11 protein-coding genes are annotated in these 15,851 nt (G+C 64.2%); 6 read left to right on the plus strand and 5 right to left on the minus strand.

Annotated features, from left to right (window positions below; genetic code table 11):
- Nucleotides 1-13: 13 nt before the first annotated feature.
- The 4 genes from GTP55_RS12755 to GTP55_RS12770 all read left to right on the plus strand — a co-directional run bounded on the left by GTP55_RS12755 (nt 14) and on the right by GTP55_RS12770 (nt 4,367).
- Nucleotides 14-850 carry an aldo/keto reductase gene (locus GTP55_RS12755; RefSeq protein WP_161045317.1) on the plus strand — a complete coding sequence of 279 codons (837 nt, stop codon included), beginning with the start codon at nt 14-16 and terminating at the stop codon, nt 848-850.
- 13 nt (nt 851-863) lie between these two features.
- Nucleotides 864-1,943 carry a DUF4272 domain-containing protein gene (locus GTP55_RS12760; RefSeq protein ID WP_161045318.1) on the plus strand — a complete coding sequence of 360 codons (1,080 nt, stop codon included), beginning with the start codon at nt 864-866 and terminating at the stop codon, nt 1,941-1,943.
- A gap of 79 nt (nt 1,944-2,022) precedes the next feature.
- A complete protein-coding gene (locus GTP55_RS12765) occupies nt 2,023-2,439 on the plus strand; it encodes an RcnB family protein (protein WP_161045319.1) in 417 nt (138 codons plus the stop codon).
- Between the two features lie 176 nt (nt 2,440-2,615).
- Nucleotides 2,616-4,367: an alpha/beta hydrolase domain-containing protein gene (locus GTP55_RS12770; protein ID WP_161045320.1), complete on the plus strand. Its 1,752-nt coding sequence runs from the start codon at nt 2,616-2,618 to the stop codon at nt 4,365-4,367.
- A gap of 4 nt (nt 4,368-4,371) precedes the next feature.
- Here the strand turns inward: GTP55_RS12770 and GTP55_RS12775 are convergent, their stop codons facing one another.
- The 5 genes from GTP55_RS12775 to GTP55_RS12795 form a co-directional block, all read right to left on the minus strand.
- Nucleotides 4,372-4,689, minus strand: coding sequence for a DUF2288 domain-containing protein (locus GTP55_RS12775; protein WP_161045321.1), 318 nt, complete (start codon nt 4,687-4,689; stop codon nt 4,372-4,374).
- 1 nt (nt 4,690) lies between these two features.
- Complete coding sequence (locus GTP55_RS12780; protein ID WP_161045322.1) at nt 4,691-5,380, minus strand: RES family NAD+ phosphorylase; 690 nt, start codon at nt 5,378-5,380, stop codon at nt 4,691-4,693.
- Nucleotides 5,381-5,815 carry an antitoxin Xre/MbcA/ParS toxin-binding domain-containing protein gene (locus GTP55_RS12785; protein WP_161045323.1) on the minus strand — a complete coding sequence of 145 codons (435 nt, stop codon included), beginning with the start codon at nt 5,813-5,815 and terminating at the stop codon, nt 5,381-5,383.
- A 61-nt stretch (nt 5,816-5,876) separates the two neighbouring features.
- Nucleotides 5,877-7,571, minus strand: coding sequence for a single-stranded-DNA-specific exonuclease RecJ (gene recJ, locus GTP55_RS12790; RefSeq protein WP_161045324.1), 1,695 nt, complete (start codon nt 7,569-7,571; stop codon nt 5,877-5,879).
- Nucleotides 7,568-8,587 (minus strand): hypothetical protein, encoded by a 1,020-nt coding sequence (locus GTP55_RS12795; RefSeq protein WP_202423693.1) that lies wholly within the window; start codon nt 8,585-8,587, stop codon nt 7,568-7,570. The genes recJ and GTP55_RS12795 overlap by 4 nt, the downstream gene beginning before the upstream one ends.
- Before the next feature lie 326 nt (nt 8,588-8,913).
- Here GTP55_RS12795 and GTP55_RS12800 point away from each other — a divergent pair, with 326 nt between their 5' ends.
- Together GTP55_RS12800 and GTP55_RS12805 are read left to right on the plus strand one after the other, a co-directional pair.
- Entirely contained in the window at nt 8,914-15,063 is a 6,150-nt protein-coding gene (locus tag GTP55_RS12800; RefSeq protein WP_161045326.1) for an SdrD B-like domain-containing protein, read from the plus strand.
- Between the two features lie 32 nt (nt 15,064-15,095).
- The gene (locus GTP55_RS12805; RefSeq protein ID WP_161045327.1) at nt 15,096-15,758 is read left to right on the plus strand and encodes a PEPxxWA-CTERM sorting domain-containing protein; all 663 of its coding nucleotides are present in this window, start codon (nt 15,096-15,098) and stop codon (nt 15,756-15,758) included.
- The last annotated feature ends 93 nt before the right edge of the window (nt 15,759-15,851 follow it).

Consider the following 15,851-nt stretch of genomic DNA (forward strand, 5'->3'; position numbering starts at 1 on the left):
AACGGGAGACAGTATGAAGACGCTGAAGATGGCCGGACGCGAGGTGCCGGCGCTGGGACAGGGCACGTGGAATATGGGCGAGCAGGCCGCGCGCCGCCAGGACGAAGTGCGCGCGCTGCAACTGGGCCTCGACCTGGGCATGACGCTGATCGACACCGCCGAAATGTACGGCGAGGGCGGCGCCGAGGAAGTGGTCGGCGAGGCCATCGCCGGCCGTCGCGACGACGCCTACATCGTCAGCAAAGTCTATCCGCACAACGCCAGCTTCGATGGCGTGCAGGAGGCCTGCGAACGCAGCTTGCGCCGCCTGAAGGTCGACACCATCGACCTGTATCTGCTGCACTGGCAAGGCCACCATCCGCTCGCCGAAACCTTCGACGGCTTCGAGGCGCTGAAGCAGGCGGGCAAAATCAAGGCCTATGGCGTCAGCAACTTCGACCTGGATAACCTGGAGGAATCGCTAGCCTACGGCGCTCCGGCCACCAACCAGGTGCTGTACAACCTGATGAAGCGCGGTATCGAATTCGACCTGCTGCCGTGGGCGCGCCAACGCCAGCTGCCCATCATGGCCTACTCGCCGCTGGAAACCCACGGCCCTGAACAGGCCGCGCTGCTCGGCAACTCCGGCCTCCAGGCGGTGGCCGGTGCACATGGCGTCACGCCGGCGCAGATCGCGCTGGCCTGGGTGCTGCATCAGGATGGCGTGATCGCTATCCCCAAGGCCGTCGATCCTGTACACTTGCGCGCCAACCGCGCCGCGGCCGAGATCCAGCTTTCCGCCGGTGATCTGGCCGCATTGGACCAGGCATTTCCGCCGCCGCGCCGTCGCCGCGCGCTGGATATGCGTTAACAGATAACCAATTATGCTCAATCGACTGAAGCAGCTGTTCTCCCCGAAGGACATCAGCAACCACACTCTGCTCAACGCCTACTGCACCGTCGGCGACCTGCCCAAGCCGGGCTTTCCACATGTACTGAACGGCCGCCGGGATTACAACGACGCCGAACTGGCGCCGCACCTGAACGGCTTTATGCATTATCTGGCCGAGCAAAACGGCGGCAAGATGACGCGCACCCGCTATCACGTGATCCGCCACCTGCAGCGCGTACGGCACCATCTGAGCTTTGCCGTCGATCCGGCCGACATGGCGGCTTTCCACGCCTGGGCGGAAAGCGCCAACGCGCTGCTGTTCATGCAGGACGGTACGGTGCGCGATCCGCGAGGCCGCATGCTGCTGGCCGCTTCCGGCGAGGATGCCGAGGCCGGTACTGGCGCGGTGATGCCATACCCGCCGCAAGCCTGGCAACGCAAGGCGCGCACCGACGCGCAACTGGCCGCGCTGAAAATCGATGCCCCGGCCGATCTGCCGCCGCTGGTGTCCGAGCTGGAACTACGCCTGCGCGCGCCGGAAGACATCCTGCGCCGCATGCTGGCGTTGTTTGTGGTCGCCATCCGCGCTGAATCGTTGACCAGCAAGACGCCGATCACGGTGGCCGACTTGCAGCAGCGCTTCCCGCCGGCCTTCGCCGCGCTCACCGACGCCGAACGCGCCTTCCTGGCGCAAGAGACGCCGAGCGAGCAGGAGATCACCCAGTTCCTGTGGCGTTACGAAGCGATCCTGGTGCTGCAATGGGCATTGGGTTTGCAAGAGGCGCTGCCGTTCGCCGATGCGATCTGCGACGTGGCGTCGATTTCCAGCACCGTTATCGATCGTGGCACCGAAGGCTTGCGCAAGCAGCCCGTGGCGCGCGCTGCGGGCGAGATCCTCGATGCGCTGGACCTGCATTACCGTCTGCACTGGGCCAGCCGCCAGGCCATCCTGAAGAAAACTGCGGCACCGGCCGGCATCAACGACGGCGTGCTGCAGGAGCGCCACCATGCGCTGAACTGGCTGGTGCGCTTTGAAGACCGCGAATGGGACGAGGTCGACACACCGACCTGAACAACGTACGCCAGCGTACAGAGCAGTTTGATGGTGCGGGGTAAGCTGACTCTATCGAAGCAAATAACAGGAGTTCAACATGAACCACAAACTGATTACCGCTGCCGTCCTGGCAGCCTTTATTGGCGTAACCGGCGCGGCTTCGGCGCAGGACCGCCACCGTGATGACGACCGTCGCGGCGGCCCGGATTTCAGCCGTTCCGACGAGCGCCGCAACGACCGTACCGACTACCGACAGAATGATCGCCATGACGACCGCCGCGCCGATCAACACGACAACCGCCGTGACGACCGTGGCGCCGGCCCGCGTCATGATCTGCGCAAGGGCGGCCGCCTGCCGCCGGAATACCGCAATCGCCAGTATGTGGTGGATGACTGGCGCGGCCACCGTCTGAGCGCGCCGCCGCGTGGCTACCATTGGGTCCAGACCGGCGGCGATTATGTGCTGGTTGCGATCACCACCGGCATCATCGCCAGCCTGCTGCTCTCCAACTAATCCGCTCTGCTAATATGCTGGACAGTCCCAACTGCCCAGCATATTTTTTATGAGCCTGCACCCGGTACCCAGCTTCTCCCTGCCGCGCATGTCGATCGCCCTGGCTGCCTTTGCGGTGGTCACTGCCGCCAATGCTGCGGCGGGCCGGCGCGCAACCCACCACCTTGCTTTATGATGTGAACAACCGCGGCAACATCGCCATCCTCGGCCAGGTCAACGGCCGCAGTCCGGCACATAACGATCCCACCACCGCCGCCGATGCGGGCGACGGCTTCCGGATGCGCCACGGGTTTTCGCTGCTGTTCTCCGCGTGGACGTGGGACGTCGCGCCGTCTGCGCCCCCTGCGGCCGGCATGCCGGCGCCGCGGCCGCTGGTGTTTGCGCCGCCGGTAGCCAAGGGCGTCAAGGGCAGGGTGCAGAATGAATTCACCGTCAACACGCCAACCGACATGGCCACCTACGCCGGCATGCGCGGCCTGACGTATGAGCCGGCCGTGGCCAACGATCCGCACGCGCGGCTGACCGCGCGTGCGCGACCCGACGACCAGCGCCGCCCCATCGCCCGCAGCGCCTGGCGATTCGTCGAGCCTGACCTGAAGGGCGGTCCCGGGCGGGTGCAGCTGGAAGGCGGCTTCCAGCCCGATACCATCTATGAACTCACGTATGTGGCGAAAGACCCCTACGTCACCGGCGCCGGGCTGGCCGGCATCCGCGACCTGCTGTCTTGGTTCCGCGATCACCCATTTGAAAACGCCGCCGCGCCGCGCAATGTGCTGATGTTCGGCATCAGCCAGTCCGGCCGCGTCATCGCCCGTATGCTGCATGATGGCCTCAACGTCGACGAAGGCGGCAAGCTGGTATTCAGCGGCGCGTATCTGCAAGTGCCCGGCGCCGGCGGCTCGGCGGGCTTCAATAGCCGCTTCGCGCAACCGACGCGCCATCCATCAATGATGGAGGAGCATGACTATCCCGCCGACGCTTTCCCGTTCACCAGCGCGCCGGCGCGCGATCCGGTCAGCGGCCTCACCGCGTCCACGCTCGACAAGGCGCGCGACAAACAGGGCAGGCTGCCCAAGCTAATTTACGCCAACACCTCCACCGAATTCTGGAACCGCGGCGCCTCGCTGATCGCCACCACGCCCGACGGGGAGCGCGATGTAGCGCCGGCCGACAATGTGCGCATCTACGGTTTCATGGGCGCCCAGCATTATGTTGGCCGCTCCGCCAGGCGCGCGCCGTTCACCGCCTGCGTCTCGACCAGTGATCATTACCTGCCGATGCGCGCACTGATCGTGGCGCTCGACGAGTGGACCGTCAACGGCAAGCCGCCGCCCGCCAGCGCCTATCCGCAACTGGCGGACGGCACGCTCACCACGGTGGCCGATTACCGCGCCATTTTCCCCAAGGGCTTCGGGCTGACGCCGCCGGCGCAGAACCTGCGCGAACCGCGCCTGAACTTCGGCCGCCGCTTCGCCACGCAAGGCATCGCTGACAGCGTGCCACCCGGCCACGGCGACGACTACGAAACCCGCGTGCCGGCGCCGGACGCCGACGGCAACGACAAAGGCGGCGTGCGCCTGGTCGAGTTGCAAGCGCCGCTGGGCACCCATACCGGCTGGAACCTGCGCGCTTCCGACACCCGCTTCGCCTGGGCCACCTCGCGCTTTGACGGCAGCTTTGTGCCGTTCGCCCGCACCGAAGCGGAGCGCGTCGCGGCCGGCGATCCCCGGCCTAGTCTGGAGCAGCGCTACGCGACGCGCGACGCCTACGTGGCCGCCGTGCGCGCTGCCGCCGGACGCCAGGTCGCCGCCGGGCTGCTGCTGGCCGAAGATGTCGAACGTACGCTGAAGCAAAACGTCGGCCTGTACGACCGCATTCTGGCCCGCGACATTGCCGATCAAAGCTGCGGCTACCTGTACGCCCAGTGAGCAGTTAGTTTAGGGCCTTTTGTTCCTGTACCAGGATGAAAGGGCTGACCACGCTGGCCCACAGCTGTGCGTCGGCTGCCAGCCATGCCGCGGCCTGCTGGTCGGTCACTTTGGCCAGCAGGCCGGAGTTCATCCACTGGCTGATGTTGGCCTTGTCGTCGTGCGAGATGCGGACGGCCACCTCGACCAGGTCCAGCGAATTGGCGACCCACACCACGTTCCCTTGCGCGAAATGCTTCAGCAGCTCGCTCCATGGCAGGCGCGCCGTTTCGCGGTTCACTTTGGCGCGGAGTTCGAGGTCTTTTTCTGGTTTGGTTTGCATATTAAATAATTTCTATCTTCGGTACAGGGCTGCCTTGCCATGTTAAACGATAGACCGCGCCCTTGCGAACATTCCCCACCAGGGCGGGGCGGAAGCAGGCCAGGTTGATGCCGCCCTCGCGCCGCACGCTCGGGTAGATCAGCCCCAGCGAACCGCCGTCCAGCAGCCGCTCGGCCAGCGTCTGCGAGGCGACGTAGCTGTCCGCCGCCAGGCAATCGTCATAGCGCGGCTGGTTGCGCAGGTCGTGGAAGGTGGCGGTGAAATCGGCCAGCATGCACTGATACTGCACGCTATCGTCGAAGCGGTTGATTTCCGCATACTCCACGGCCTTGTGGAAGCTGACTTCCGCCAGCGCCGTCTCGGCGTCAAATGCGCAATACCAGGCGCCGCGCCGGCCGTCGTTGAAGCGGCTGCCCTGCGGATGCGCATAGGTAAAGGCGGCGTTGACGATGCGGAAGTTCGGCACGCCGAACACCAGTTCATCGACATTGATGCCGGCCGCGCCGCCGTTTTGCGTGCGCAGGCGTGCGTTGGTGGCGTTATCCAGGTCGAACAGGTCGCGCAGGTGGGCATCGCTGTCGGCCAACGGCGCCAGCACGGAATCCTCCACGTCCGCAAAGCGGGAGGGCAGCAAACGGCAGGTGTCGAACTGGCGCAGCGCGGTTAAAGGCGGAACAAGGCTGACCGGCACTTACAGTCCTCCGCGGCGGGCGTCCAGCAATTGGCGCACGGTTTGCATGGCGAGCAGGCCGCCGCCCAGCATATATGCCAGCGGCGTGCGGCCCTCGAAAATCTGGTTGTTGTTGGGCAGGCTGATCCATTCATCGGCGAGTTTGTCGCCGTAGATGATGTGCAGCGCCTTGTAAATGCCCAGCAGGTAGGAAATACGCGTGATGCAATCGACTTCCAGCGTGCGTTCCGGGTTTTTCTTCCAGTCGTAATAGGCGCTGTTGGACAAGCCGCCCAACAATTGGCGTGCATCTTCGTCGCGCACCTTCCAGGTGCCGACCAGCTTGAAAAAGCCCTTCAGGGCAGACTGCGACAGCCGTTCGCGCTCGGCCTTGGCGTTGAGATCCACCAGTACGGTCGGCTCGAAACGGCTGCGAGGGTAGGCATAGTTCAGCATAAATCCTCCGGTAATGGATTCTTTATACTCCGTTTTCGGATAAAATACAATCCGTTTTCAATTATGCCGCCTCGGCGTGCTCCACCAGCAGTTGCACTTTCGTCACGCCGTTATACTCGTTGGCGTCCAGCCGGAAGGCGACTTTGGCGCGGTCGCCCAGTGCGTCGGTGTGGCCGAACCAGATGGCGTCGTAACGGGCGCCATTTTTCTCCAGCAGCAGCTTGAGGTGGCGCTCTTTCAAAATACGCTGGCTGACCACGCGGAAATCGTCGCAGAACACCGGCGGCGCAAAGCCCTGGCCCCAAACCTGGCCGGCCATCAGTTCGATAAAGTTGGTAGTGTAGTAGGCGTCTTCCAGCGGACCGTCGGTTTCGACCACGCGTTCCAGCTGCTGCTTGCTGAGCCACGCGCGGCCCACTTCCTCAAACGCCTTGGCGAAGGCGTCGAAAGCGTCGGCGCGCAGCGTCAGGCCGGCCGCCATCGCGTGGCCGCCGAATTTGTCGATCAGCGACGGCGCTTTTTTATACACCAGGTCCAGCGCGTCGCGCAGGTGGAAGCCGGGGATGGAGCGGCCCGATCCCTTGATCCAGCCGTCCGCACCGGGCGCGAAGGTAATGGTCGGGCGGTAGAACTTCTCCTTCAGGCGCGAGGCGACAATGCCGATCACGCCTTGGTGCCAGGAGTCGTCGAACACGCAGATGGTGCTGCTTTCGGCCGGTTCGAAGGCGTCCAGGTGCAGCAGCGCCGCATCCTGCATGTCGGCTTCGATCTCGCGCCGTTTCAGGTTGATTTCGTTGAGCTGCTGCGCCAGCTGCCAGGCGCGGTCCTCGTCGTCGGTGACCAGGCATTCGATCCCCAGTGACATATCTTCCAGCCGGCCGGCCGCGTTCAGACGCGGCCCGAGCGCGAAGCCCAGATCGAACGGATTGGCGTTGCGCGGCTCGCGGCCGGCCACGCGGAACAGCGCCGCCACGCCGGCGTGCATGCGGCCGGCGCGCATGCGCTTCAGCCCTTGCGCCACCAGGATGCGGTTGTTGGCGTCCAGCTTGACCACGTCGGCCACTGTGCCCAGCGCCACCAGGTCCAGCAGGTTGTCCAGCTTGGGCTGCGTCTGGGCGTCGAACACGCCGCGCTTGCGCAGTTCCGCGCGCAAGGCCAGCAGCACGTAGAACATCACGCCAACGCCGGCGATATGTTTGCTCGGGAAGCCGCATTCCGGCTGGTTCGGATTGACGATCACGCGCGCGGCGGGCAGGGTGTCGGCCGGCAGGTGGTGGTCGGTCACCACCACTTCGATGCCGCGCCGGTTGGCTTCCGCCACGCCGTCGATGCTGGCGATGCCGTTATCGACGGTGATGATGATGTCCGGCTGCTTTTCGCGCGCGGTCAGTTCGACGATTTCCGGCGTCAGGCCGTAGCCGTACTCGAAGCGGTTCGGCACGATGAAGTCGATATCGGCGCCCATGGCGCGCAGCCCGCGCAGCGCCACGGCGCAGGCGGTGGCGCCGTCGCAGTCGTAATCGGCGACGATCACCATGCGCTTGTGCGCAGCGATGGAGTCGGCCAGAAATACGGCGGCGGCGCCGATGTGCAGCAGGCCGGATGGCGGAATCATCGCCGCCAGCTCACTGGACAGCTCTTTCGGATCGGTCAGGCCGCGCGCAGCATACAGGCGCGCCAGCACCGGGTGGATGCCGTTCTGGCGCAGCATTTCGGATTCGCGGAACGGGATGTTGCGGGTGGCGATACGGGTCATGATTGCTTCAACAAAGGATTCAGGGACGGCTGGCGCCAGAATTTGCGTTGCGCCAGTTTGCTGCTGGTGACGGTGCTGGTGCCGAAACGGTGGCTCAGCACCAGCTTGACGCTACTGATGCGGCCATCCTTCAGCGCGGCCAGCAGCGGCGCAAACCATTCCTGCTCGATGCGTTGCATGCGCGCCAGCCAGTCGGCCCAGTCGCCCGCTTGCGCTGGCGCGATCAGGTCGGCCAGCAGCACCGTGCCCGGTTGAGCGATCAGCTGCTGCGCCGTTGGCTGGCGCAGTTCTGGCGCCGCCAGTGTCGCCATCCACGCGGTGTCGGCGCTGATGGCTACCCGGCCACTCGGCGCAGCCGGACCGGCGCCGCCCCACAACCAGCAGGAATTCACCGGTTGCAGGCCGCGCGCCTGGCGCGCTTCGTTGACCGGATGTTCATGCCACAGCATCTGGATTTCATTTTGCAGCTTGCGGAAGGAGCGCGCGTGCTCGCCCTCCGGCAGCCAGTCGCCCATGCTCTGGGTGGTGGCGGCGTCCGGCGAGGCGGTGCTCAGGCTGACCCAGTCGTCGGCGCGCACAAACCACAGGCCAGGCGCGCCATGCAGCAGCGGCTTGCCGATATCGTCAAAATAGGGCCGCGCCACCTCATACAGGGCGCGCGAATCGGCCTCGCTCAGTTGCAGGCCGCGCAGGTCGGTCAGCAGAAAATGGGTGCGCGAGATTTGCACATAGGCCGGTTGCAGCATGAACCAATATCCTTGCGCGGCCGCCTCGCCGAGGCCGCAGCCGCGCATACAGGCGCTGGCGAGCGCGGCATTGTCGCCGAGACCCAGCGCGTTGCTGAGCCACGACTCATGCGGCAGCACGCGGCTATTGTTGTCGAACTCGCTATATTGGAGCGCGCTGTGGCGGCCCAGCAGGGCGGCCAGCGCCGGCGTCTTCAGGGCGTGTAACAAGTCTTTTGCCAATTCAGGCGGAGGCAGGGCGAAGGGCAGGGCCAGGGTAATTTCGTTCATCCCGAGATTGTAGGGCATTGCGGGTTTTGTTGAATTAATTCTTTATGGAAACAACCATTACGGAAAAACCACATTACTATGCAAATAATTAATTATTGTAAGTAAATGTTCGCTATAATTGCGACAACTTAGATGTCCGGCAGGTATCACTCCAACACCGTGATGCCATTTTTGCCTTACCCGCCACTGCCTACCCAATCAGCGTAGTCAGCCGTGTGGGCCCCAATTGATAATTCCAAAAACTATTTTTTTGAAGGCCCTGTATGAGTTCGATCAGTCTTGCTACCACTATTCACATTTGCGAAGATACTAACGGTACTTTTGACGTGCGCGATCTGCTGGCCAGCGCTGGCTACACCGCCAGCACCACGCTGAAAATCAACGCAATGTCAGTGGTATTGCCCGACGGAACGGTTACCACCAAGGACACTGGGCTGATTGGCAAGGTCGACGCCGATACTATCTACGTGCGTCCCGGCCAGTGGGCGGAAAACTACAACGGCAAGTTCGCCACCTTCGAATTCGTGCTGGACCAGGGGCCCGGCGTCTCGAACAACATCACGTTGAGCTTGCAAGTGGTGGTGGACCCGGTCAACGATGCGCCGACCGGCGCCGACAAGACCTTCAACCTCAGCAACGGCAGTTCGGTAGCGCTGGCGCAATCCGACTTCGGTTTCGTCGACAAGGTCGAGCACGACGCCTTCATGTCCGTCATCATCACCTCGCTGCCGACCGCCGGCAAACTGACGCTGAACGGCGCGGCCGTGGCCATTGGCGCGGAAGTCTCCGCCGCCGACATCGCCGCCGGCAAGCTGGCCTTCGAGCCGAGCCAGACCACGTCGGGCAGCTTCGACGTCGGCTTCAAAGTGCGCGATGCGGGCGGCACGGTGGGCTGCGGCGCGGCCGACACCAGCGCCACGCCGAATTACCTGACCTTCAAAGTGCCACAGGCGCACCTTGGCGATTTTGTCTGGGAAGACGCCAACGGCAACGGCGTGCAGGATGCCGGCGAAGCAGGCATCGCCGGCGTGACGGTGCAGCTGAAGGACGCCGGCGGCCAGGTCGTCGCCAGCACCACCACCGATGCCTCGGGTGCATACCACTTCGACGTCAACGCCGGCACCTATTCGGTCACCGTGCAGGCTCCGGCCGGCTATGTCGCCACCCAGCAGGGCCAGGGCGGCAGCGACGCCACCGACAGCGACATCAACGCCGCCGGCAGCACCGCGCCGATTGCGCTGGCGCCGGGCGAAACCAATAACAAGGCCGACGCCGGCCTGTACCGTCCCGTGTCGCTGGGCGACACCGTCTGGTACGACTCCAACCGCAACGGCGTGCAGGACAGCGGTGAAGCCGGCGTGTCCGGCGTCAAGGTCACGCTGCTGGACGCCAGCGGCAACCCGGTCGCCGGCGCTACCGCCACCACCGATGCCAACGGCCACTACCAGTTCAGCAACCTGAAACCGGGCGCCTACAGTGTGCAGTTCGACCAGACCACGCTGCCGGCCAATTACCTGCTGACCGCGCAAGGCCAGGGCGGCGACGCCACCAAGGATTCCGACGCCGACGTCAACACCGGCAAGACCGCGCAAGTGACGCTGAATTCGGGCGACAGCAATCAGCACCTGGACGCCGGCATCGTCATCAAGCAAGCCACCGTGGGCGACCGCGTGTGGGAAGATACCAATGGCAACGGCGTGCAGGACGCAGGCGAGCAGGGCATCGACGGCGTGCAGGTCGCGCTGAAGGACAGCAGCGGCAAAGTCGTCAGCACCGTCACCACCCATGACGGCGGCCAGTACAGCTTTACCGTCGATCCCGGCACCTATTCGGTATCGGTCACCGCACCGGACGGCTACGTCGCCACCGGCGCCGGCAAGGGCGGCGACGCCGCCGCCGACAGCGACATCGACGCCGGTGGCAACACCGCCGTCATCACGCTGACGCCGGGCCAGGTCAAGACCGACGTTGACGCCGGTTTCTATCGTCCAGCCTCGCTGGGCGACAAAGTCTGGCTGGACGCCAACCGCAACGGCGTGCAGGATAGCGGCGAAACCGGCGTGGCCGGCGTCAAGGTCATCCTGCTGGACGCGTCCGGCAACCCGACCGGCATCACCGCCACCACCGACGCCAGCGGCAACTACAGCTTCAACGATCTGAAGCCAGGCACGTACAGCGTACAGTTCGACAAAGCCTCGCTGCCGGCCAACTACGTGTTCACTACCGCCGGCCAGGGCGCGGCCGATACCGGCTCGGACGCCGACGTCGTCACCGGCAAGACCGCGCTAGTCACGCTGAATTCGGGCGACCACAACGATGACGTCGATGCCGGCATCGTGGTGGTCCAGGCCACTGTCGGCAACCGCGTGTGGGAAGACACCAACGGCAACGGCGTGCAGGATACCGGTGAGCAGGGCGTCGATGGCGCTACCGTCTCGCTGAAGGACGCCGGCGGCAACGTGGTCAGCACCGTGGTCACCCATGACGGCGGCCAGTACAGCTTTACCGTCGATCCGGGCACGTATATCGTGTCGGTGGCGCCGCCGTCGGGCTATGTATTCACCGGCGCCGGCAAGGGCGGCAATGGCGCGCTGGACAGCGACGTCAATGCTGCCGGCAACGCCACGGTCACGCTGGCGTCGGGCGACGTCAACAACGACATCGATGCCGGCGTCTACCGTCCGGCCTCGCTGAGCCAGGTCGTCTGGTTCGACGCCGACCGTGATGGCCGCCTGGACAACGGCGAAACCGGCGCCGCCGGCGTCAAGGTCATCCTGCTGGACGCCAACGGCGTTGCCGTGCCGGGCGCCGCGGCGACCACCGATGCCGATGGCCACTACCAGTTCACCAACCTGACCCCAGGCAAGTACAGCGTGCAGTTCGACAAGAGCAGCCTGCCGGCCGGCTACGACTTCACCTCGGCCGCCCAGGGCGGTCCGGGCGGCATCGGTTCGGACGCCGACACCGGTACCGGCAAGACCGCGCAAGTCACGCTGGCCTCGGGCCAGGACCTGACGCTGCGCGCCGGCCTGGTGATTCAGCAAGCCACCGTGGGCGACCGCGTGTGGGAAGACACCAATGGCAACGGCGTGCAGGACAGCGGCGAAGCCGGCATCGTCGGCGTCAAGGTCGACCTGAAGGACGCTAACGGCAACATCGTCAAGACCACCACCACCGGCGCCGATGGCAAGTACAGCTTCACCGTCGATCCGGGCAAATACACGGTGTCCGTGACGGCTCCAACCGGCATGACCGCCACCGACCAGCACAAGGGCGTGGACGCGGTCGACAGCGACATCAACGCCAGCGGCCAGAGCGATGTCATCACGCTGACCGCCGGCCAGACCAACAACAATGTCGACGCCGGCTTCTACAAAGGCGCGACGCTGGGCGACAAGGTCTGGATGGACACCAACAAGAACGGCGTGCAGGACAGCGGCGAAGCCGGCGTGGCCAACGTCAAGGTCATCCTGCTGGACGCGGCCGGCAATCCGACCGGCGTTACCGCCACCACCGACGCCAACGGCAACTACAGCTTCACCAACCTGAAGCCGGGCACGTACAGCGTGCAGTTCGACAAAGCCAGCCTGCCAGCCAACTACATCTTCACCGGTGCCGACCTGGGCGGCAACGACGCCAAGGATTCGGACGCCAACGTCACCACCGGCAAGACCGCGCAAGTCACCCTGACTTCGGGCCAGGTCTACACCGACCTGGACGCGGGCATCGTCGCCGTCCCGGCCAAGCTGGGCGACCTGGTGTTTGAGGACAAGAACGGCAACGGCGTGCAGGATGCGGGCGAAGCCGGTATTGGCGGCGTGACCGTGCAGCTGAAGGACAGCACCGGCAAAGTGGTGCAGACCACCACCACCGGCACCGACGGTAAGTACAGCTTTAGCGCCGATCCGGGCAGCTACACCGTGTCGGTCACCGCGCCGAAGGACTATTACTTCACCGGCAAGGACGCCGGCGCCGACGACACCATTGATAGCGACTTCAGCAGCACCGGCCAGAGCGCAGTTGTCACGCTGAAAGCGGGCGAGGTCAACACCACCGTCGATGCCGGCCTGTACAAGCTGGGCAGCATCGGCGACCGCGTCTGGCTGGATACCAACAAGAACGGCCTGCAAGACAGCAGCGAATCCGGTGTATGCAGCGTGAAAGTGACATTGCTGGATGCCGACGGCAAGCAGGTTGGCGCCAGCGTCACCACCGACGCCAACGGCGCTTATCAGTTCAGCAACCTGAAACCGGGCAATTACACCGTGGTGTTCGACAAGGCCTCGCTGCCGGAAGGGATGACCTTCACCACCGCCAATGTCGGCAGCAATGACGCCATCGACTCCGACGTCAACGCCGCCGGCGTGTCGCACGTGGTCAAGCTGACCTCGGGCCAGATCGACAAGAGCGTGGACGCCGGCGTGCTGGCCGCCGCCACCATCGGCGACCGCGTGTGGATCGACAAGAACGCCAACGGCATCCAGGATGATGGCGAAGCCGGCAAGTCCGGCGTCACCGTCGAACTGCGCGACGTCAACGGCGCGGTGGTCAAGACCACCACCACCGACAGCAACGGCAACTACAAATTCTCCGTCGAAGCGGGTACCTATTCGGTCGGCATCAAGGCGCCAAGCGGCTTCCTGATCACCGCCAAGGACCAGGGCAGCAGCGGCGCCACCGACAGCGATGCCGACGCCAGCGGCAACCTGGGCTCGGTCACCGTGACCGCCGGCCAGAACGTCACCACGCTGGACGCCGGCCTGTATCAAAAAGGCGAAATCGGCGACAAGGTCTGGTACGACACCAACGGCGATGGCATCCAGCAGAGCAGCGAGACCGCCGCCAAGGGCGTCAAGGTCACGCTGCTGAATGAAAAAGGCGCCGCCGTCGCCACCGCTACCACCGACGCCAGCGGCCTGTATTCGTTCAGCGATCTGACCCCGGGCAAGTATTCGGTCCAGTTCACCGCGCCGGACGGCTACGTGTTCACCAAACAAAACCAGGGGAGCAGCACCAGCGCCGATTCGGACGCCGACAGCACCGGCCTGGTGTCGCAGTTCACGCTCAGCTCCGGGCAGGTCGACAAGACCCATGACGCCGGCCTGGTCAAATCGGCCAGCATCGGCGACCGCGTGTGGGAAGACAGCAACTACAACGGCGTGCAGGACAGCGGCGAGAAGGGCGTGGATGGCGTCACCGTCAAGCTGTACGACGCCGCCACCGGCGCGCTGAAGGGCACCACCGTCACCCACGATGGCGGCCAGTACCTGTTCGACGACCTGAGCGCCGGCAACTACAAGGTGGAAGTGGTCAACAACAGCGGCTGGTACTTCACCAAGTCCGGCGTCGGCACCGATGCCAAGGATTCCGACATCACCACCGTGTCGGGCAGCAGCGGCAAGACCGGCACCATCACCCTGGCGACCGGCCAGAACATCACCACCGAGGACGCCGGCATCTACCGCAAGGCCAGCATCGGCGACAAGGTGTGGCGCGACGCCAACCACAACGGTATCCAGGATAGCGGTGAAGAGGGCATCGGCGGCATCAGCGTGTCGCTGTTCGACGCGGTCACCGGCAAGCAGGTCGGCACCACGATCAAGACCGACGCCAGCGGCAGCTACAAATTCACCGACCTGAATCCGGGCGATTACTACCTGGCGTTCGACAAGACCAACGTCAAGGTGTACTTCTCTTCGGATAAGGCCACCTACAACATGAGCGACTGGAAGTGGGGCGTGAAGAACGCCGGCAGCAACGACAGCATCGATTCGGACGTGGTCGGCGACGCCAAGAACCCGGTCAACACCACCAAGACCGACACCATCACGCTGACTTCGGGCAAGAACGACATGAGCTGGGATGCCAGCATCACGCCGATCGCCATCGACCTCAACGGCGACGGCATCCACACCATCGCCCGTCAGGACATGACCGGCAGCTTCGACCTGCTGGGCACCGGCAAGGCGATCCAGTCCGGCTGGCTGTCGAAGAACGACGGCTTCCTGGCGATCGACAAGAACGGCAACGGCCAGATCGACGACATCAGCGAGCTGTTCGGCGGCGCCAGCAAAGGTTCGGGCTTCGCCAAGCTGGCCACCTACGACAGCAACGGCGACGGCGTGGTCGATGCCAGGGATACGCACTTCACCGATTTGCGCATCTGGCAGGACGCCAACAGCGACGGCAAGACCGACGCCGGCGAGCTGCTGAGTCTGGCGCAAGCGGGCGTCACCAGCCTGAAGGTCGCTTACACCGAGCTGCCTTTCCTGGACGCCAACAACAACCTGCACCTGGAACGCAGCAGCGTCACCATGAGCAACGGCAAGACGGCGGACATGACCGACGTCTACTTCAACGTCGCCGCCAGCGACGCGGCAGCGGCCGGCGTGGTCACGCCGACCATCGCCGATTTGATGCAAGAAAGCAGTCAGGCAGTTCAGCTGGTGGGCCAGTGCCCGGCAGTCCACGCTTAATTGATATAAATTTTATAAAGAGAAAAGAAATCATGAACCAACAATTCGCACTCAAAGCCGTCGTTCTCGCCGCCACCCTGGTCTTTGCACAGGCCAGCCAGGCAATCAACATCGAATCGAAGTCGGCTGTCCTGTATTTCAATGCCGACTCCAGCATCTTCGGTTCGCCCGCCACCACCGTCGAACCTTGGAACCTGGTCAATGGCAGCAGCAGCGTGCTGGCATTCTGCATCGATCCGCTTACCTGGGGCATCCCGTCGGTCACCAACTATGGCGCGTCCAGCTACGCTCCAAGCGAACTGGTGCGCAATCTGTATGAAAGCTCGTACAGCCAGATCTTCGTGGGCGGCGTCTACAACGAAAACAAGGCGGCGGCATTCCAGCTGGCGCTGTGGAGCGTGACCAATCCGGCCAACAGCGTTGTGCTGGCTGAAACCGGCGGCGTCTTCGACCACAACGATGAAATTTCCCATGACGCCAACACCTGGGTGCAGGCCGCCAAGGACTACCAGTTCAATGGCGCCGCCCAGTACAGCTACACCGAGTACAAGAGCCTGGATCACAGCTCGCAGACCGTGCTGACGGTCTCGGCCGTACCGGAGCCGGAATCGTGGGCCATGATGATGGTGGGCGTGGGGCTGGTCGGCTTCATGGGCCGTCGCAAATCGAAAAAGAGCGAGCAATTCGCCGCTTAAAAAGATCTTAAGATCCTTTGCCGCGCCCGCAGCTATGCTGCCCGGCGCGGTTTTTTATGGGCGGAAAGTTCGGTGTTTCACCCATGAAAGTGC

The sequence above is a fragment of the Duganella margarita genome (assembly GCF_009857535.1).
In the GTDB taxonomy this organism is placed as follows: domain Bacteria; phylum Pseudomonadota; class Gammaproteobacteria; order Burkholderiales; family Burkholderiaceae_D; genus Rugamonas; species Rugamonas margarita.